Annotated in this window: 18 protein-coding genes and 1 tRNA gene; 8 read left to right on the top strand and 11 right to left on the bottom strand. The window is 65.3% G+C overall.

Annotated features, from left to right (window positions below):
- Positions 1–166: 166 nt before the first annotated feature.
- Positions 167–1750 (top strand): ArnT family glycosyltransferase, encoded by a 1584-nt coding sequence (locus tag V5F78_RS04650; protein WP_394066133.1) that lies wholly within the window; start codon positions 167–169, stop codon positions 1748–1750.
- 146 nt (positions 1751–1896) lie between these two features.
- Here the strand turns inward: V5F78_RS04650 and V5F78_RS04645 are convergent, their stop codons facing one another.
- From V5F78_RS04645 to V5F78_RS04630, 4 genes are all read right to left on the bottom strand, one after another.
- Positions 1897–2880 carry a zinc transporter ZntB gene (locus V5F78_RS04645; RefSeq protein ID WP_394066134.1) on the bottom strand — a complete coding sequence of 328 codons (984 nt, stop codon included), beginning with the start codon at positions 2878–2880 and terminating at the stop codon, positions 1897–1899.
- Between the two features lie 70 nt (positions 2881–2950).
- Positions 2951–4333 (bottom strand): M20/M25/M40 family metallo-hydrolase, encoded by a 1383-nt coding sequence (locus V5F78_RS04640; protein WP_394066136.1) that lies wholly within the window; start codon positions 4331–4333, stop codon positions 2951–2953.
- A gap of 243 nt (positions 4334–4576) precedes the next feature.
- On the bottom strand, positions 4577–5014 hold the full coding sequence (locus tag V5F78_RS04635) for an ANTAR domain-containing protein (protein WP_394066137.1): 438 nt from the start codon (positions 5012–5014) through the stop codon (positions 4577–4579).
- Between the two features lie 146 nt (positions 5015–5160).
- On the bottom strand, positions 5161–6732 hold the full coding sequence (locus V5F78_RS04630) for a helicase HerA-like domain-containing protein (RefSeq protein WP_394066138.1): 1572 nt from the start codon (positions 6730–6732) through the stop codon (positions 5161–5163).
- A gap of 152 nt (positions 6733–6884) precedes the next feature.
- Here V5F78_RS04630 and V5F78_RS04625 point away from each other — a divergent pair, with 152 nt between their 5' ends.
- The 3 genes from V5F78_RS04625 to folK are packed head-to-tail and all read left to right on the top strand — an operon-like array spanning position 6885 to position 8624.
- On the top strand, positions 6885–7265 hold the full coding sequence (locus tag V5F78_RS04625) for a DUF2267 domain-containing protein (RefSeq protein ID WP_394066140.1): 381 nt from the start codon (positions 6885–6887) through the stop codon (positions 7263–7265).
- A gap of 37 nt (positions 7266–7302) precedes the next feature.
- Complete coding sequence (gene folP, locus V5F78_RS04620; RefSeq protein WP_394066142.1) at positions 7303–8142, top strand: dihydropteroate synthase; 840 nt, start codon at positions 7303–7305, stop codon at positions 8140–8142.
- Complete coding sequence (gene folK / locus V5F78_RS04615) at positions 8139–8624, top strand: 2-amino-4-hydroxy-6-hydroxymethyldihydropteridine diphosphokinase (protein WP_394066143.1); 486 nt, start codon at positions 8139–8141, stop codon at positions 8622–8624. The genes folP and folK overlap by 4 nt, the downstream gene beginning before the upstream one ends.
- Before the next feature lie 87 nt (positions 8625–8711).
- Here the strand turns inward: folK and V5F78_RS04610 are convergent, their stop codons facing one another.
- Positions 8712–8918, bottom strand: coding sequence for a CsbD family protein (locus tag V5F78_RS04610; protein ID WP_394066145.1), 207 nt, complete (start codon positions 8916–8918; stop codon positions 8712–8714).
- Between the two features lie 135 nt (positions 8919–9053).
- On the opposite strand from V5F78_RS04610, the gene meaB reads away from it, so the two are divergent.
- Together meaB and V5F78_RS04600 are read left to right on the top strand one after the other, a co-directional pair.
- Positions 9054–10067, top strand: coding sequence for a methylmalonyl Co-A mutase-associated GTPase MeaB (gene meaB / locus V5F78_RS04605; protein WP_394066147.1), 1014 nt, complete (start codon positions 9054–9056; stop codon positions 10065–10067).
- A gap of 3 nt (positions 10068–10070) precedes the next feature.
- On the top strand, positions 10071–10703 hold the full coding sequence (locus V5F78_RS04600; RefSeq protein ID WP_394066149.1) for a pyroglutamyl-peptidase I: 633 nt from the start codon (positions 10071–10073) through the stop codon (positions 10701–10703).
- On the opposite strand, the gene V5F78_RS04595 is transcribed toward V5F78_RS04600, so the two are convergent.
- Positions 10669–10926, bottom strand: coding sequence for a hypothetical protein (locus V5F78_RS04595; protein ID WP_394066151.1), 258 nt, complete (start codon positions 10924–10926; stop codon positions 10669–10671). The genes V5F78_RS04600 and V5F78_RS04595 overlap by 35 nt on opposite strands.
- 169 nt (positions 10927–11095) lie before the next feature.
- Here V5F78_RS04595 and V5F78_RS04590 point away from each other — a divergent pair, with 169 nt between their 5' ends.
- A complete protein-coding gene (locus V5F78_RS04590; RefSeq protein WP_394066153.1) occupies positions 11096–11251 on the top strand; it encodes a hypothetical protein in 156 nt (51 codons plus the stop codon).
- 79 nt (positions 11252–11330) lie between these two features.
- On the opposite strand, the gene V5F78_RS04585 is transcribed toward V5F78_RS04590, so the two are convergent.
- The 5 genes from V5F78_RS04585 to V5F78_RS04565 all read right to left on the bottom strand — a co-directional run bounded on the left by V5F78_RS04585 (position 11331) and on the right by V5F78_RS04565 (position 16326).
- Complete coding sequence (locus tag V5F78_RS04585; protein WP_394066155.1) at positions 11331–13166, bottom strand: ATP-binding protein; 1836 nt, start codon at positions 13164–13166, stop codon at positions 11331–11333.
- Between the two features lie 410 nt (positions 13167–13576).
- A tRNA-Gln gene (locus V5F78_RS04580) sits at positions 13577–13651 on the bottom strand.
- A 92-nt stretch (positions 13652–13743) separates the two neighbouring features.
- Positions 13744–14529 carry an enoyl-CoA hydratase-related protein gene (locus tag V5F78_RS04575; RefSeq protein WP_394066156.1) on the bottom strand — a complete coding sequence of 262 codons (786 nt, stop codon included), beginning with the start codon at positions 14527–14529 and terminating at the stop codon, positions 13744–13746.
- Positions 14530–14635: 106 nt separating this feature from the next.
- On the bottom strand, positions 14636–15403 hold the full coding sequence (locus tag V5F78_RS04570; RefSeq protein WP_394066158.1) for a TIGR02186 family protein: 768 nt from the start codon (positions 15401–15403) through the stop codon (positions 14636–14638).
- Positions 15400–16326: a sulfite exporter TauE/SafE family protein gene (locus V5F78_RS04565; RefSeq protein WP_394066159.1), complete on the bottom strand. Its 927-nt coding sequence runs from the start codon at positions 16324–16326 to the stop codon at positions 15400–15402. Before V5F78_RS04565 ends, V5F78_RS04570 begins: the two co-directional genes overlap by 4 nt.
- A gap of 295 nt (positions 16327–16621) precedes the next feature.
- Here V5F78_RS04565 and V5F78_RS04560 point away from each other — a divergent pair, with 295 nt between their 5' ends.
- Entirely contained in the window at positions 16622–17389 is a 768-nt protein-coding gene (locus V5F78_RS04560; protein WP_394066874.1) for an SDR family NAD(P)-dependent oxidoreductase, read from the top strand.
- The last annotated feature ends 25 nt before the right edge of the window (positions 17390–17414 follow it).

The raw sequence follows: 17414 nt of genomic DNA, 5'->3' as shown, positions 1-17414 counted from the left end.
GCTCGCCAGAAATAGTCTTTTGCTCACGGTTACGTGACTGATGGCGCAGGCCAAGCTGCCCTGCGACGGTCATGTTTTCGGAGCTGGTGCACAGCGTAAGAGTTGGATGCTTTCTTCCATGCGAGTCGCAAGTCTCTTTCGTCTGCCCGCGTCCAGCGTAGATCGCGTGGCATTGGCCCTCATTGCGGCTGTATTCCTGCTCGCCGTCTTTACCTTCGGGGATTACGGATTGGGGTGGGACGACTTCACCCACTCCCAATACGGCGACCTGCTGTACAAATATTTCGATTCCCGCCTGACGCAGGATAAGGTGTTCTCCTTCGTCAACCTCTATTATTATGGTGGCGGGTTCGACCTGATCGCCTCGGCCATCCACAAATGGATGCCGGCGATTGATATTTTCAGCATCCGCCGCCTTCTGGGTGCGATCGTCGGGGTGATCGGCTTCGCCATCGTGTGGCGCACCGGGCGCCGGCTCGGCGGCCCGGTCTGCGGCCTCGTCGCGCTGTGCCTGCTGCTCATCTGCCCGCTCTATTACGGCCATATGTTCATGAATGCGAAGGATGCCCCCTTCGCCGTGGCGGTGGCCGGCCTGCTCTATGCCATCGTCCGCCTCCTGGACGAATATCCCAAGCCCAGCTGGCGCAGCGTCGCCCTGTTCGGCCTCACCCTTGGCCTTGCGGTGGGAACCCGTGTGCTGGGCCTGATCGCGGTCGGCTATGCCGGGCTCGCCTTCCTGCTGCTGCTGGCGATCGAATGGCGCCAATTGGGCTTCAAGGCGATGCTGGGGCGCGCCGCCGGCTTCTTGGGCCTCATCGCGATCGGCCTTCCCCTGTCCTATCTGGTGCTCGGCCTGATCTGGCCCTGGGCCGTCATCGAGCCGCTCAACCCGCTGCGCGCGCTGGCTTATTATTCCAATTTCTGGGAAGTGCCCTGGCGCGAGCTGTATGAGGGCCGCCCCGTGCTGGTGCCCGACATGCCGCGCACCTATGTGCCGACCCTGTTCGCGGTGCAGATGCCGGAACTGTTCCTCGGCCTCTCGCTTTCCGGCGCCGCCGGCGCCCTGGTGGCCGCCTTCTTCGGCAAGGGCAGCAGCACGCGCCGCGCCGCCCTGCTGCTGATCGTCTCGGCGGCCGCATTCCCCATCCTGCTGACCGTGGTGACCCGGCCGGTGATGTACAATGGCATCCGCCATTTCGTGTTCGTCACCCCCGCCCTGGCATTGCTCGGCGGCCTCGCCGGCAACTGGATCTGGCAATGGGTGGCAGGCTTCAACCGCACCGCGCGGGCCGCTGTGGCCGGCCTCTTCATGGTCGGTTTGGCGTTCCCGGCGGTGGAATTCGCCGAGATCCATCCTTATCAATATACCTATTACAACCATCTCGTCGGCGGCGTGCGCGGCGCGGACAGCCAGTTCATGCTGGATTACTGGGGTCTCGCCTTCAAACAGGCCTCCGCCCAGCTGGACGAATATGTGGACGAGCATCGCCGGGCCCTGCCCCAGGGCCGCAAGTTCAAGGTCGCGGTCTGCGGGCCGCACCATGCTGCGGCGGTGGAACTCGGCCCGCGCTTCGAGACCACCTATAATACCGAAGGCGCGGATTTCGCGCTGATGCTCGGGGAATTCTATTGCGCCCAGGTGCAGGCGCCTGTGCTGGTGCAAGTTGAGCGCGAGGGCGTCATTTATGCCCGCGTCTATGACGTGCGCGGCCGCAGCTTCCCGAGCGTGTTCGCCGGCGGCAAGAACTGACCGCAGGATCGGATGCTGAAAAACCACCGGGCCAGCCGACTGGCCCGGTGGTTTCATATTGAAGTCCCCTGCTTTAAGCCTCCCTGCGCGCCCAGGCCGACTTGAGCGCCCGGCTCATCGCACGCGGGAGACGTCGGCGCCCGCCTTCAGATCCATTTCAGGCGGCGGAACAGCACCACGAGGCCGGCGGCGAACATCACCAGGATCACGGTGATGACCCAGAAGGAATCCGGGTCCTGCGTGCCGGGAATGCCGCCCACATTCATGCCGAACAGGCCGGAAATCAGCGTCAGCGGCGCGAACACCACAGTCACCACGGCCAGCACCAGCATGGACTGGTTCATCTGCTCCGCCCGCCGGTCCACCAATTGATCGCGGATCAGGGACGCGCGCTCGCGGATCGAATCCAGCTCTTCGGTGAAGCGCGCCACCCGGTCGCCGGCATCCCGCAAACGATTGCGGTCCTTGGGGCCGATCCAGGGATCGTCTTCCAGCGAGAAATGATTGAGCGCCTCGCGCTGGGGCGCGATATGCCGGCGCAGCTTGATGGAGACGCGCCGCAGCACCGCGAGCTTCGGCAGCATCTCTCCGGCGCCGGTGGTGGGCACCAGGTCTTCCAGTTCGTCCGCCTCGTCCATGAGGTTCGCCACCACGGCGTCGAGTCGGTCCACGAGACGCATGGCGACTTCCGCCACCATCTCGCCCTGGGTGTGGGCGCAATGCCGCCGGCTCAGGGAATCCGCATAATCGGCAAGCGCGGAGATCGGCTCGTGATGGAACGAGATCACCCGCTTGGCATCGACCCAGAAATAGACCGAGAGCGGATCTTCCGGCAGGGCGTTGCGATGCAGATTGATGCCCCGCAGCACCAGCATGGCGCCGTCAGCGAACATGGAGCAGCGCGGGCGCGATTCATCGTCCAGCATCGCCTCGAGGATCGAGGCGTCGAGCCCCGCCTTGGTGCGCAGCCATTCCTGCGGGCGGCGCTGAATATGACGGAAATTCAGCCATACGAAGCCGCCCTCCGGGGCGGTGCCGGCCTCCACCTCCTGCCAGCTCAGCTTGGTGGCGCGCCCCTTGCCATCGAACGCCCACGCATCGACCAGGCCCTCGGCTTCCGCTTCCGTCATGGCTTCACCCCGCACCGGCATCGCCGGTTACCTGCCAGAAATGCAGCAGGGGGGGAAGCCGTGGCGGGCCTTATTCCGCGGCCAAAGCGCTGAGAATTCGGGCCCAGCTGCGGGTGCCCTGGCGGAAGCAGCGCACATCGTATTTCTCGTTCGGCGAATGGATGCGGTCATCGTCCAGCGCAAAGCCGATGAGCAGCGTGTCCATGCCGAGGGCGGCCTTGAACTGGCCGACGATGGGAATGGAGCCGCCGCTGCCGATGGTCACCGGGGCAACACCCCATTCCGCCTCAAGGGCGGCCGCCGCCTTGGCGAGATCCGGGCTGTCCGGTGGCACCATTACCGCCGGGCTGCCCTCGCCGAGGGTCAGGTCGAGCTTGCAATCGGCCGGGATGCGCGCCTTCACGAAAGCCTCGAAGGCGGCGCGGATCGCCTTGGGGTCCTGGTCCGCCACCAGGCGGAAGGTGACCTTCGCGGTCGCCTTGGCGGGAATGATGGTCTTGGTGCCCTGCCCCATATAGCCGCCGAACAGGCCATTCACCTCGAATGTGGGACGCGATTGGATCTGTTCGATCAGCATCCGGTCCGCCTCGCCGGTGGAAATGGAGAGGCCCACCGGGCCGAGAAACGCCTCGGCGGTGAGGCCAAGCGCCTCCCACTGGGCGCGCACGGCGGGGGTCGGCTCGCGCACATCGTCATAAAAGCCGGGAATGGTCACCCGGCCCTTTGCGTCATGCACGTCCGCGATGAGGCGGGAGAGCACATGCAGCGGGTTGCGCGCCGCCCCGCCGAACAGGCCGGAATGCAAATCGCGGCTGGCGCCGGTCACTATGATCTCGGCATGCAGCATGCCGCGCAGCGCGGTGGTGATGGCCGGGGTGTCGCGATCCCACATGCCGGTGTCGCACACCAGGGCCACATCGGCGCCCAGCTCTCCCCCGTGGGCTTTCAGGAAAGCCGGCATGCTGGGCGAGCCGCATTCCTCCTCTCCCTCCAGCATCACGGTTACATCCACCGGCAGCGCGCCGGTGATGTCGCGATGGGCGCGCAGGGCTTCCAGGAAGGTGAAGACCTGCCCCTTGTCGTCGCTGGCCCCTCGCGCGACGATCTGCAGTCGGCCGTCCGGGCTGGTGCGAATCTGCGGGTCGAACGGCGGGCTGTCCCACAGCTCCAGGGGGTCGACCGGCTGCACGTCGTAATGGCCGTAAAACAGCACCCGGCGGGCGGCGCCGGTGTCGGTGCGGCCGACGACGACCGGATGGCCGGTGGTTTCGTGAACTTTAGCCGAAAAGCCGAGTTCAACCAGGGAATCGGCGGCGAATTTCGCTGCTCGGCGGCATTCGTCTGCGAATGCCGGGTCGGTGGAAATGCTCTGGATGCGCAGGAAATCACTGAGCCGGGCCAGGCTCGCGTTGAGCTCACCGTCGATCCGATCGAGAATCCGGTCCAGCGCCATCTGCCTCTCCTCCTCCGCCCTCAAGCCGGGCGGCCGAGGGAATCGGGCGCGATGCTGGGCCGCGCCGGGCTTTGAGGCAAGATGGATCGGGCAAGGAAACGGGCAGCGCAAAGCAGCGGTGCGGCCAGTCTATCGCCGGTCACGCGCGGGCGGAAAATCGCGCTCCGCACCGCCAAGCCATTGAAATCGCAAGCGGGTATGCGCAGCCGAGCGCGGATGCGCGCCCTGACCCGCGCGGCGATCTCAGCTTGCGGCAAGCAGCGGACTGCGCACCTTCGCGTCATCATGGCTGGACAAGGCCGGCCTCTGGGCCCGGCGGGCCCGCTGGAGCACGGAACCGATGCGCCGATAGAGCAGGCGCGGCAGCAGCGGCATGGCCACCGCCGCATCATATCCGGCACGACTTGCAAGGCGGGCCAGAACCGTTGGCGCCCCTTCGGTGACGAGAATGCCGGGCACGGCGTCCGGCCCTTCGCGGAACGGATGATCCGGCACCAGGTCCACGGAGGCCGCCTGAACCACGATCACATCAAAAGTCCGGGGAGCGTTCAGCGCTTCGTCTATGGAGGCGATTTCAGTCACGGCCCCGACGCCCAGCGCCTTCAGACCGACGCATGTGATTTCACGACGCGCCGAATCCGAATCAACAACGAGAATGCGGGCAGTTGGCAACACCTTCATGGGGCGCTCCCATTGGAAGCACACCGGCCGCTGCACGGCCGGGGCGCTGGTTAAGCAGCTCCGGCCGAACGCAACCCCGCAATCACGTTCGACACGACTATATTAGTACCACATCGCACCGTGGACGCAACTGTGGGCCGGTTCGATCACCGGCTGATACTGCCGAGAATTCCACGCAAAATCGCCTTGCCGAGCTGGGTGCCGACCTGCGACGCAACGGAACGCGCCACTTGTCGCACCACAACTTCCGTTGTGGACATCCGGGTCGATGCGGGCACGCGGGGTGGGGCGCGTGTGGGCGCGGGACCGGTCCGCGGCACGGGCGCGCGGCCCCATGGCCGGGTCGTCGGTCCCGTCGGCGAACCGCGCTCGGGCGCGCTCCTGCCGGGCGCACTGCCTGCGGGCGCGCTTTTCTCAGCGGCGCGCCGCTGAAGAATCTCAAATGCCGACTCCCGATCCACGGGCGTGTCGTAGAGATGGCCCACCGGACTCTGTCGCAGGATTTCCTGACGCTCCGCCACGCTCAACGGGCCGATCCGGCCGGAAGGCGGGCGGATCAGCGTGCGCTCCACCATGGTGGGCGTGCCGTTGCCCTCCAGCATCGAGACCAGAGCCTCGCCCTTGCCCAGTTCCATGATCACTTGCGCGGTGTCGAGCTTGGGATTGGGTCGGAAGGTCTCGGCCGCCGCCTTCACGGCCTTCTGGTCGCGCGGCGTGAAGGCGCGCAACGCGTGCTGCACCCGGTTGCCCAATTGGGCGAGGACGGTTTCGGGAACGTCGAGAGGATTTTGCGTGACGAAATAGACCCCGACGCCCTTGGAGCGGACCAGCCGCACCACCTGTTCCACTTTCTCCAGCAGCGCCTTCGGCGCCTCGTTGAACAGAAGATGGGCCTCGTCGAAGAAGAACACGAGCTTGGGCTTTTCCACGTCGCCGACTTCCGGCAATTGCTCGAACAATTCGGACAACAGCCACAACAGGAAGCAGGAATAGAGCCGCGGCGCGCCCATCAGCTTGTCGGCGGCGAGGATGGAAATGGTGCCGTAGCCGGAGCGGTCGACCCGCATCAGATCCTTGATGTCGAGCGCCGGCTCGCCGAAGAAGTGGTCTCCGCCCTGGTTCTCCAGCACCAGAAGCTGGCGCTGGATGGCGCCGATACTGGCGGCGGAGACATTGCCATATTGCGCGGAGAGGCTCTTGGCATTCTCCGAGACCCACACCAGCATGGCCCGCAGGTCTTTGAGATCCAGCAGCAGCAGGCCTTGTTCGTCGGCGACGCGGAAGGCGATGTTCAACACCCCTTCCTGGGTCTCGTTCAAGCCCATCAGGCGGGCCAGCAGCAGCGGCCCCATCTCGGAAACCGTGGCGCGGATGGGGTGCCCCTGTTCGCCGAACATGTCCCAGAAGATCACCGGGAACGTATCGGCCTCATAGGTGATCCCCACCTCCTTGGCGCGCTGGAGCAGGAAATCCTTGCCGTCCCCCTTCGCGGCGACGCCGGACAGATCGCCCTTGATGTCGGCGGCGAACACCGGCACCCCGGCGCGCGAGAAGCCTTCCGCCATCGCCTGGAGCGTCACCGTCTTGCCGGTGCCCGTGGCGCCGGTGACGAGCCCATGGCGATTGGCCAGCCGTAACGTGAGGTATTGGGGATGCACGGTGTTCCCGGTCACGCTCGCGCCGAGAAAGATCCTGCCATCCGAATCGGGGCTCGCCATGCCGTCCTCCCAAACTTCGCAGTCCGCTTTGTCGCGCGGGCAACACCGGGCGGGCAAGTGGCGTTCACCGCTTTTGCGCGCTTGCGCCCATGATGCGGCGCGGTCAATATCCCGCCGCGCCGTCCCGACGAAACCGCGAGAAGGAGTTGCCCGTGGATGAGTTGACCGCTCGACTCATGGACAAGGTCGGGGTGAGCGAGCAGACCGCGCGCGCCGCGATCGAAATGGTATTGGCCTTTCTTTCGCGTGAGGCACCGCCGGCCGCCATTGCCGAGCTTGTGGCCGCTATCCCGGATCTGAAGGGTGAATTGCAGATGCCGCCCGACGAGGCCGCCTTTCCCGCCGCCACCGGCCATTTCGGCGGCATGGCGCGCTTGATGCGGATCGCCGACCAGATGATGGAAGCCGGCATGACCATGCCGCAGGTGCAGGATGCCACCCGGGAAGTGGTGGCCTTCGCACGCGAAAAGGCGGGGTCGGACCTGGTGGATCGGATCGTTGCCGCCGTCCCGGGTTTGCGACAGGTGGCGTGACCGGAAAGCCCGTGCCGGCATCGGAGTTGATTCACGGATGACCTCTCCCGCTGCTCCCCGCATGTTGCAGGCCCGCAACCGCGCCCTGCCCCTCGGCCCGCGCACCCTCGTCATGGGCATATTGAACGTGACGCCGGATTCCTTTTCCGACGGCGGCCGCAGCCTCGCGGTGGACGATGCCCTCGCCACCGCCCGGCGCCTCACGCGCGAGGGCGCGGACATTCTGGACATCGGCGGGGAATCGACCCGCCCAGGCCATGTGCCGGTGCCGGCAGAGGAAGAATGGGCGCGCGTCGCCCCGGTGCTGGAGGCGTTGCAGGCCGAAACCGGCGTGCCCATCTCCATCGACACGTCCAAGGCCGAGGTCGCCCGCCGTGCCATCGCCGCGGGAGCGGTGATCGTTAATGATGTGTGGGGGTTCACCCGCGACCCCGAGATGGCGCAGGTGGTCGCGGACAGCGAGGCCGCCGCCGTGCTCATGCACAATCGCGCAGAGGTCGATTCAAGCCTCGATATCATCGACGAGTTGCTGGCCTTCTTCGATGGCGCCCTGGAGCGGGCCATCCAAGCCGGCGTGCGCAAGGACCGTATCGTGCTCGATCCCGGCATCGGCTTCGGCAAGACCTTCCCGCAGAATCTTGCCGCCATCGCCCGCCTGCCGGAACTGCGCGTGCTGGGCTATCCCCTGCTGCTCGGCACCTCGCGCAAATCGCTCATCGGCAAGGTCATCGACAGCCTGCCGGCGGAGCGCGTGCCGGGAACCATCGCCTCCAACGTCATCGGCATCATGGCGGGGGTGGAAATCATACGCGTGCACGATGTGGCGGCCCACGTTCAGGCCGCGCGCGTGGCGGAAGCGATCCGCGACGCGACATGAGCCTCACCCGTGCCTATCTCTGCCTCGGCGCGAACGTGGGAATGCCGCGCGAAACGCTGGCGCTCGCGTTGGCGACGCTGGCGCGGGCGGGGCTGACCATCACCGCGCGCTCGGCGCTCTATCGCACGCCGCCCTGGGGGCCGGTGCCCCAGCCGCCCTATCTTAACCAGGTGGTGGCGGTGGACTGCCCGCTCGACGCGCGCGGCCTGCTTTATCTCGCGCTGCTGGTCGAGCGCATGCTGGGCCGCGACCGCACACGGGAGGAAAGGTTCGGCCCCCGCGCCATTGATATTGATATCCTCACCTTCGGCGATGCGCGGTTCGACGACAGCGACCTCCAACTCCCCCATCCGCGGCTGATGGAGCGCGCCTTCGCCTTGGTACCCCTGGTGGAGATCGCGCCCGAGCTTAAGATCGCGGGCGAGCGGGCCGCCGATGCGCTGGCGCGGCTCGATGCGAGCGCGATCGTCAAGCTTCCCTGACGCAAAAAGGCGCCGCAGCCCTTCGGCGCGGCGCCCTTTCAATTGGATCGGGGGAAGACGCGGCTTCGGACCAGGCGGTCCGGCGCGTCAATTCATGCGGCTGTTATCGGCCCAGGCATCGACCTGGCGCTTCACTTCATCCTTGGCAAGGCCATAGCGTTCCTGAAGCTTGCCTTCCAGAATCTCACGATTGCCCTTGATTTCGGCAAGATCGTCGTCGGTCAGCTTGCCCCATTGGCTCTTCACATTGCCGGTGAATTGCTTCCAATTGCCTTCGATGCGGTCCCAGTTCATGAGGGAACTCCTGTGTGGGGGAACATGCCTTTACAACGCGGCCACGGCCGCGATGTTCCCCCATCAGCCCATTGAGCGCCGGGCGTGAAGCCGGCATGCTCGGCATCGCAACATCGCCTTTAGCGAGGAGTGAAAATGGTCGCGACCGCAGAAGGGGATGTGATGACGCAGGCGAGGGACGACGATGCCAAGCTCGCCGAAGGGGTGGTGCGTGGCCAGCGCGCCGCTTTGGCGCGGGCCATCACCTTGATCGAATCGCGCCGCCCGGATCATCGCCGCCGCGCTGAAATCCTTCTGCAGGGCCTCCTGCCGCGCACCGGCAACGCCTATCGGGTCGGCATCACCGGCGTGCCGGGCGTGGGAAAATCCACCACCATTGATGCGCTGGGCACCTATCTCACCCAGCGGGGCCACAAGGTGGCGGTGCTGGCGGTGGACCCCTCCTCCACGCGCACCGGGGGATCCATCCTCGGCGACAAGACGCGCATGGCCCGCCTTTCGGTGGACCCCAATGCCTTCGTACGCCCCTCGCCCTCCAGCGGCACGCTCGGCGGCATCGCCGCCAAGACGCGCGAAACCATGCTCCTGTGCGAAGCCGCCGGCTTCGACGTGGTATTGGTGGAAACGGTCGGCGTCGGCCAGTCGGAAACCGCGGTGGCGGATCTTACCGACACCTTCCTGGTTCTGATGCTGCCGGGCGCGGGCGATGAACTCCAGGGCATCAAGAAGGGCGTGCTGGAACTGGCCGACATCGTCGCCGTGAACAAGGCCGACGGCGACAACCTCATCCGCGCGCGCGCGGCGGCCGGGGAATATCGCGCGGCGCTGCATCTGCTCGGGGCGCGCGCGCCCCATTGGTCGCCGCCCGTGCTGACCTATTCCGGGCTCACCGGCGAAGGCATCGACAAGCTCTGGGGAGAAGTCCTCAACCACCGTACGCGCTCGGAAGCCGCCGGCGCCTTCGCCGCGACGCGACGCGCCCAGCAGGTGCGCTGGATGTGGACCCTTTTGCACGAAAAGCTGGCCGAGCGCGTGGCCCGCGATCCCGCCATCAAGGCGCGCGTGCCGGCCCTGGAAAAGGGCGTGGCCGAAGGCACCCTCTCTCCCACCCTTGCCGCGAACGAGATCGCGGCGCTGCTCGGGCTTTAGCGGGTGGAACGGGCCAAGCGGCGGATCTTGATCTGCGGCTTTGAGCCGTTTCCCGGTGTGCCAAAAAACCCCTCCGCTCAGGTGGCGCGCCGGCTGGCCGGGCTTGCCCGTCCCGCCCTCGCCGATACCGAGCGGCATGTGGAGATCCTGCCCACGCGCTGGGCGGCTCTGGATCGGGCCGAGGCCCGCATTCACGCGCTCAAGCCCGACGTCATCCTGCTGCTCGGCGTGGCATCCCGGCGGCGTGTGGTGTGCGTGGAAAGCCGGGCCGTAAACGCCGCCGGTTCCTTTCCCGACGCGAGCGGGGCGGCGATGACCTCACGCAAGCTCAGCGAAGGACCTGCCGAAATCCGCAGCCGCGCGGATCTGCCCCGTCTGTTGGCAGCCCTGCGCACGGCCGGCCTGCCGGCGGCGCTCTCGCGCGATGCCGGGCGCTATCTCTGCAATGGGCTCTATTACAGAGTGCTCGCGCTCACCGCGGGGCGCGACGTGCCGGTGGTGTTCATCCATCTGCCCGGAGGACCCGGAACGCGCGGTCGCGCCTGGGAGGACCGGCTGGTGTATGGGTTCGGCGAGGGGCTCGTGGCCGTGTCGGGCCGCCTCAGCGCTCGCGGCGGGGCGGCTTGGGGGGAGTGACGTCGATCATCTCGAAGTCGCCGGCCCGGTAGGTCTGGGTGCGGACCTCCACCACGCCCTTTCCGGTGAGCAGATAGCGAATGCCGCCAATCACCACCAGGGCCGTGACGAACAAGCCGACCGCGATCAGCAGGCTTCCGAGCAAGGTGAACAGCAGCACCGCGCCGAGCGCGACGGCCATGAGAATTCCAACGCTGCGGAAGGTCGAGAAGAAGCGGGTCATGGATCCAATCCTAGTAGGGTTTAGATCCTAGTCCAAGCTTTTGGCCACGGTGTGGCGAAAGAGCAACGGGGCGCGCGCCTGCGTCCCGCGCAACGCCTGCCTTGAGCGTCACATGGAACTCAGGCGTGGCTTTGGCGTTGAGCTTGAGCATATTCAAGGAGTTCAAAGAATGCCCCGCAGTGCCCTGTACGCCGTAATCATCGCTCTCGTGTTCGTGGTCGGCGCCGGTAGCTTTTACGCTTATCAGGAATATCAGCGGAAACAGAATTCCACCGAAATCACCATCGGTCCCAAGGGCATCAAGATCGACCCGCCGGCGAAGTAGAACAACCGAAGATACCTTCGATCCGACCTCCGTTGCGCCCGCAGAAAAGGCGCAACGGTGTATGGTGTATATTGTCGAACTAAACGGTCTCGGACTCGACTTGGGGCCGGTCCAGTGCCGCCTTGACTGCCTCGACCACTCTTTTACTGAACATTTCCTTGGCGTCTGACAAGGAAAGATGAAGATCGTCGGCAAGCAGAGTAAACACCTCGCTGCTAAGAACTTGCTGGCGCTCGGACTCGCTCCATCCTTGCGCCGCGTTTCGTTTCGAGAGCCCATAGACGAGCGCACGACCGAGGCGCAGCACAAACATATTCTCGGCGGCTGTTTGCGCCGCTTCCCGTGCGACGACGGGGGATACCTGGGCAGGCGCGGAGCCGCGGAGAAGCTCCGCAAGTCCCGTGACGCTCGGATACGTCATATTGACGTAGAGCTGATGTGTTGCGGGATAAAAGCGCGCGGCCCGATGCGTGAGGTTGCGATCGGCAATTTCGCGCTCATCGCGCAGCAGCAGCATTTCCGGAACGACTTCCCGGTCTTCGACAAAATCCGCTTCTTGATTGTTACCCGCTTCGGCCGTCGGAGATTTCGGAGGGGGTGCGGGCGCATCTTTGGCCCGTGGCGGTGTTGCTGGCGCTGACGCCTGTTTGGCGTCCTTGGCATCGACGGGAACGTTGGGCAAGGGCGCTGTTTGCGGACCTCGAGGAACGGGTCGCATGCGCTTGAGATCAAGCGCAGCGATCAGATTTTCGAGCTGTTCCTGCACGCTGCCTATGAGTCGAAGATCGGGCGACAGCCGGCGGATTAATTCGAGGAGCCAATCAGGACGGCTATCGCGCACGATGCCGGCAAAATCCATCAACCGCACTTGGTCCTGCAATCCATTTTTGTAACGCAGGAACTGACGATATCCCTCGGGGCGCACCGGAAAATCAGGAGCAAGCTCCACCAGGAACGAAAGGTGACGTGCGCCGAGGCTGATGCCGAAACTGGGTGCATCCTGGGTCCATTTGGCAGCCGTGCGCATTTCGTAAAGTTCGTTGCCAAACAATATGCCTGCAAAGCAACCGTCGGGAGTAAGCCGGTCCACATAGGAGGCGTTATGCTGCGGCGACTTGGGATTTACCGGATCATAGCCGAAATGGACGGCCACGCCGTCACCAGCGGATACGGTTTCCCAGCGCTCAAAGCGTTCTCCGACGAGACGGCCGATCGTAACGAGCGGGCGCATTCCTGGAAGGCCGTGCAGATCCGTGCCGAGCAGGAACTGGACGTCATCGGGCACGCGGAAGAAGCGCTGATGCAAGCCCTGAAGAACCCACATCTTCGAGACCCGAGGATTGCCGTCATATGGGTCGACGACCGTATCTTGCTCCGCTCGATTGCCGAGCAGGATGACTTCCGTCCAATCGAAGCTCGTTTCATCGCCCTCGGCCTTCGCTTGGGCGGTAACGTCGAGAACGGTCGCGGGTGCGCCCGTTGCCGGATCCTCCCGCAGAATACGTCCAAACACTCCATCGCGCTTGCCGATGATGACTTCGCTGACCTTGCCTTGATGGCAAGAGCGATAGCGCAAGCCGAGATGATTGGACGGCAGGGAAGCAACCTTCGCGCCCATGCCGAAGTTACCGTCCAATTGTTGGACTTTGCCAATGGATGAGGAGATATCGCACATGCGGAAGAGTTCTTCCGCATTCATGCCCGGACCCGTGTTCCAAATGCGCAGCTTTCGCGCACCCTCTACCGCACGCGCCGTTATCTCGATACGCCGAGTCCCGATCGGCGCCAGCGTCGCCGCTTCCAGCGCATTCTGAACCAACTCGCGCAGCATCATTGTTTTCGGGCAGCGTTCGATCGTGCTAGCGACCAAAAAATCCTCATCCCGAACACGAAGCTTCGCGACCAATTCTTTCACGGCGTGATCCCTACCTAAAAATACCGTGTACCGGCTTAATCGATTCCTATACCCAAGATATAAATCCGTCTATACGGACACTCAATATCAAGCGCTATGTATCTACCATATACTACCGTCAAAAACCCTACGTCAGCTTTGTAACAAGAAAGTTATACCTGTATAACTGTTTTATTAAAATACGGCGCGCTGCGGTTTCTTCGAGACGTGCACAAAAACACCTTAGACACCCCATATGGGCGCAACATAAACGCGCACGCGCCCATTTCACACGCCAGACGCGCGAACCCAAGCGTATTTTTCACGATTTCGCAGCGAGCTTGAACTATGCAGTGCTGCAGAACTCTTTGCCCATGACGAGCCGCCGAGTATGCAGCTCTGAGGCCCGTGGGTTGAAGAGCACCGTGCGCTGGCTGGGGCGCCAGGATTCGAACCTGGGAATGGGGGAATCAAAATCCCCTGCCTTACCACTTGGCGACGCCCCATCGCGATGGGCGCGGACCATATCCGCTAAAGCGGGGCAAATGCAACGCCCTGGCGTGCCTTTTCCAAGTGCGAAAAGGCACGCCAGCGGCGCTCAATTGCCGCTGAAACGGGGCATGCGTTTTTCGGCGAAGGCAAGGCGGCCCTCGCGGTAATCGGCGCTGGCATTGGCGAGCGTGGTCAGGCGGCGCGCTTCTGCCGCGACGGCGTGGCCAGCCCCTTCCGCCGCGCGGATCGAGGCTTTCGCGGCGCGCAGCGTCAGCGGCGCATTTTCTCCGATGCGCGACGCCACTTTCTCGGCCAGCGCGTCCACATCGGCGGCGGGGGCGATCTGGTCTACCGCACCGGTCTCATAGGCCCGGACGGCCTTCAGGCGCTCGGCACCGAAAAACAGCTGGCGCGCGCCCTGGCTTCCGAACACCCGCACGAAGCGCGCGACGCCGCGCGGATCATATCCAAGGCCGAGCCGGGCGGCGGGAATGGCGAAGAACGCCTCTTCCGCCACGACCCGCAGATCGCAGCTCGCAGCAAGCGCCGCCCCCGCGCCCACGCAGGCGCCATGGACCAGGGCGATGGTCGGGAACGCCACCGCCTCGATGGCCGCGCAGGCGCCTTCCACCAGTTCGTCATAGGTCTGCGCACCCGAGCTGTCCGAGCGGGCCGCATCGAAATCTGAGATATCGGCACCGCCGGAAAAGGCGAGGGTCCCCTCCCCGCGAATGATAGCGACGCGGATGTCGGTGCGCTTGGCGGTGTCGGATGCAAACGCCGCGAGCGCACGCCACATGCCGCTGGAGATGGCATTGCGCCGTTCAGGGTTCGACAAAGTCAGCCGCGCGACGCCGCCCTCGATGGAAACAGAAACATCACCCGAGGCCATGTATCCCCCCATGCGCGCGAAACGCCGCCGCCCTGCATTGAAACGCAAGGATTGCCTAGCGCATCTCGAAGGCGCGCGCCAACCTTCTTGCGGCCGGGGCGGACGTTCAGTCGCGCCTGAACAACAAGTTGGCGACCAGACCCACCATCAACGCGCCGATCGCAACCGCAAGGCCGTAGAATAAGGCGTGGTTCTCGGCAAACCGGGCCAGCTGCTGCTCGAAGCCGCCCTTCTCGACCACCACCGAGGTCGCGGCGGTCTGGAGCAACTGTCCGTCGGCAAACAGCTTCACAGTGACTTCATAGGTTCCGACCGGCGCGCGCGCGGGGATGCGGAAGGCGGTGCGGAAAGCCGTGGCGGAGAGCAGGTTCACCCCGTTCGGCGCCTCGCCATATAGGCCCTCGTCGATCTTGATGCGCAGGAACGCCAGGCGGAAGGGGTCGTCCGGCACCACATCGGCAAAGTCCGGCCCGACCCGTTGGACGAAGATGTTGCGCTTCAGCCCGATCTGCTCGCGGCGCAGCACCTGGGGCGGCGCGATCTCCTCCGCCGGCCGGTTCGTGGCCACCGCCAGCACGGCGGGACAATCCACGAACGTGCGGCTGTCGGTGTTCACATAGAGCCCGAGCACGCGCGACTTGCGCCAGGTGACGAAGGTTTCTTCTGGCCCGCGCACGGTCACCGCGAAATCATAGCGCGGCGGGGCATCCGCCCGGGGCACATCCTCCACCACGCCGAACAGCACCAGATCGGCGCCGGTGAAATTGGAATTGATGAGCACATGGGGCTCGGACACCGACAGGATCAGGCGCTCCGCCCGCGCGCCTGCGCAGGCCAGCATGAGCAGACCCCAAGCGAGCAGGAGGCGGATCAATTCCCCCTCCCCTTTGCGGTGACGGCGAACGGGTCCGCGGGCGGGCGGGCGAGATCCACGCCCATGCGCAGCCCCACGGCAAGCACCAGCAGGCCGAGCAGCAGGCGCAGATGCTCCGCCTTGAGGGATTGTCCGGCGCGCGCGCCAAACTGGGCACCCATGGTGCCGCCCACCATCAGGATCAGGGCCAGCACCGCGTCCACGGTGCCATTGGCCACCGCCTGGAGAATGGTCGCGGCGGTCATGGTGACGAGCGTGAGCACCAGCGAGGTGCCGACCGCGGTCTGGGTCGGCACGCGCAGCAGATAGATCAGCGCGGGCACCAGCAAGAACCCGCCGCCCACGCCCAGCAGCGCCCCGAGGAAGCCGATGCCGAAGCCGATCACCACCACGGGAATCGCCGACACATAGATGCGCGAACGGCGGAAGCGCACCTTCAGGGGCAGGCGCAGCAACCAGCCGTGGGTGCCAGGACGGCGGATGCTGACGCCCTGCCCACGCCGCGCGCGCAGGATCGCGCGCACGCTCTCCACCAGCATCAAGGTGCCGACGCTGCCGAGCAAGGTCATGTAGGACAGGCCGATCACGAGATCGACCTGGCCATAGGCGCGCAGCAGCGTGAAGGTCGCGACGCCAGCGCCGGTGCCGACCAGGCCGCCGAGCAGCAGCACGCCGGACAGGGGCAGGTCGATCAACCCCTTGCGCAGATAGGACAGCGCGCCGGAAAACGAGGAAGCCGCCATATGGGCCGACACGCTCGCCACCGCCACCGCCGCCGGCACGCCGGTGAAGATCAGCAGCGGGGTCATGAGAAAGCCGCCGCCGACACCGAACATCCCGGAAATGAAGCCGACCGCCAGCCCCATCGCGAAGATCGCGAAAATGGCGACAGGCAGTTCGGCGATGGGAAGATAGATCGTCAAGGCGGGCGTCCGGTGTGCGATGCCGCGGCCGAAGCGGCCATTCCCCACGATCCACGCGGGTTCGCTGTCGGCTATAGCAGATTCCCCGTGGCGCGGAATCGTTTCCGGCCGCCTCTATCCCTTTGGGGATATGGGCACCCCCGCCCCATGCTCGAACAATGTGGGCACGATCAGCGACGGGTGAAGACGCAGGACAAGGAGGCAAGCGCATGGGAGACGGGCACAGGCGCCAGGCGCGCGAAACCGCGACAGCATCGGAGGCCACCGGCCGGGCGCCGGCATGGCGCGCGTTGCAATGAGCGGGCGGCTCGAAGGGCGCGTCGCACTGGTGAGCGGGGGCGCCGGGGGATGCGGGCGCGCGGCCTCTGAACTGTTCGCTCAGGAAGGCGCGAAGGTCGCCATCGTCGATCTGCCGGGCAGCGCGGGCGCGGCACTGGCGCAGGAGATCAATGACGCCGGCGGACAGGCCATGTTCGCCGCCGCGGACGTTTCCGACAGCGCAGCGGTGAATGCGGCAGTCGCTCAGGTGGAGGCCGCCTTCGGCGCGGTGACGGCGCTCTTCAATCACGCCGGCACACTGGTGGTGAAGCCCTTCCTCGACACGACGGAAGAGGAATGGGACCGCCTGATGGGCATCAACGTGCGCAGCATGTTCCTCATGACCAAGGCGGTGCTGCCGGGGATGATCGCCGCCGGCGGCGGCGCCATCGTGTGCACCTCCTCCATTTCGGCGGTGGCGGGCACGCCCATGGAAGTGCTCTACGACACCACCAAGGGCGCCTGCCACATGTTCGCCCGCGCCATCGCGGTGGAATTCCGCGAGCGCAACATCCGCTGCAACGCCGTATGCCCCGGCTTCATCCGCACGCCCCACGGCATCCGCGAGGTGGAAGAGCTGACGCGCTATGGCATCGACGTTTCCGACGCCGCCCTCGCCGCCCAGCAAGGCCGCCTGTGCCGGCCGGACGAGGTGGCGAAAGCCGCCTTGTTCCTCTTGAGCGAGGATGCGAGCTTCGTGAGCGGGACGCATCTTTTTGTCGATAATTGCTTCACCGCCATGTGACGGGCGAAGCCTAAGGGACGACATC

The sequence above is a fragment of the Roseixanthobacter glucoisosaccharinicivorans genome (genome assembly GCF_043195095.2).
Taxonomy (GTDB): Bacteria; Pseudomonadota; Alphaproteobacteria; order Rhizobiales; family Xanthobacteraceae; genus NCEH01.
Note: the sequence above shows the minus strand (reverse complement) of the source record. Positions and strands in the feature narration are given on the sequence as shown.

Bases quoted from the DNA above. Each gene is read 5' to 3' on its own strand.
- V5F78_RS04560 (WP_394066874.1), top strand. From the start codon at position 16,622: ATGAGCGGGCGGCTCGAAGGGCGCGTCGCACTGGTGAGCGGGGGCGCC.
- V5F78_RS04640 (WP_394066136.1), bottom strand. From the start codon at position 4,333: ATGGCGCTGGACCGGATTCTCGATCGGATCGACGGTGAGCTCAACGCG.
- V5F78_RS04630 (WP_394066138.1), bottom strand. From the start codon at position 6,732: ATGGCGAGCCCCGATTCGGATGGCAGGATCTTTCTCGGCGCGAGCGTG.
- V5F78_RS04610 (WP_394066145.1), bottom strand. From the start codon at position 8,918: ATGAACTGGGACCGCATCGAAGGCAATTGGAAGCAATTCACCGGCAAT.
- folK (WP_394066143.1), top strand. From the start codon at position 8,139: ATGAGCCTCACCCGTGCCTATCTCTGCCTCGGCGCGAACGTGGGAATG.
- folP (WP_394066142.1), top strand. From the start codon at position 7,303: ATGACCTCTCCCGCTGCTCCCCGCATGTTGCAGGCCCGCAACCGCGCC.
- meaB (WP_394066147.1), top strand. From the start codon at position 9,054: ATGGTCGCGACCGCAGAAGGGGATGTGATGACGCAGGCGAGGGACGAC.
- V5F78_RS04645 (WP_394066134.1), bottom strand. From the start codon at position 2,880: ATGACGGAAGCGGAAGCCGAGGGCCTGGTCGATGCGTGGGCGTTCGAT.
- V5F78_RS04635 (WP_394066137.1), bottom strand. From the start codon at position 5,014: ATGAAGGTGTTGCCAACTGCCCGCATTCTCGTTGTTGATTCGGATTCG.
- V5F78_RS04575 (WP_394066156.1), bottom strand. From the start codon at position 14,529: ATGGCCTCGGGTGATGTTTCTGTTTCCATCGAGGGCGGCGTCGCGCGG.
- V5F78_RS04590 (WP_394066153.1), top strand. From the start codon at position 11,096: ATGCCCCGCAGTGCCCTGTACGCCGTAATCATCGCTCTCGTGTTCGTG.
- V5F78_RS04595 (WP_394066151.1), bottom strand. From the start codon at position 10,926: ATGACCCGCTTCTTCTCGACCTTCCGCAGCGTTGGAATTCTCATGGCC.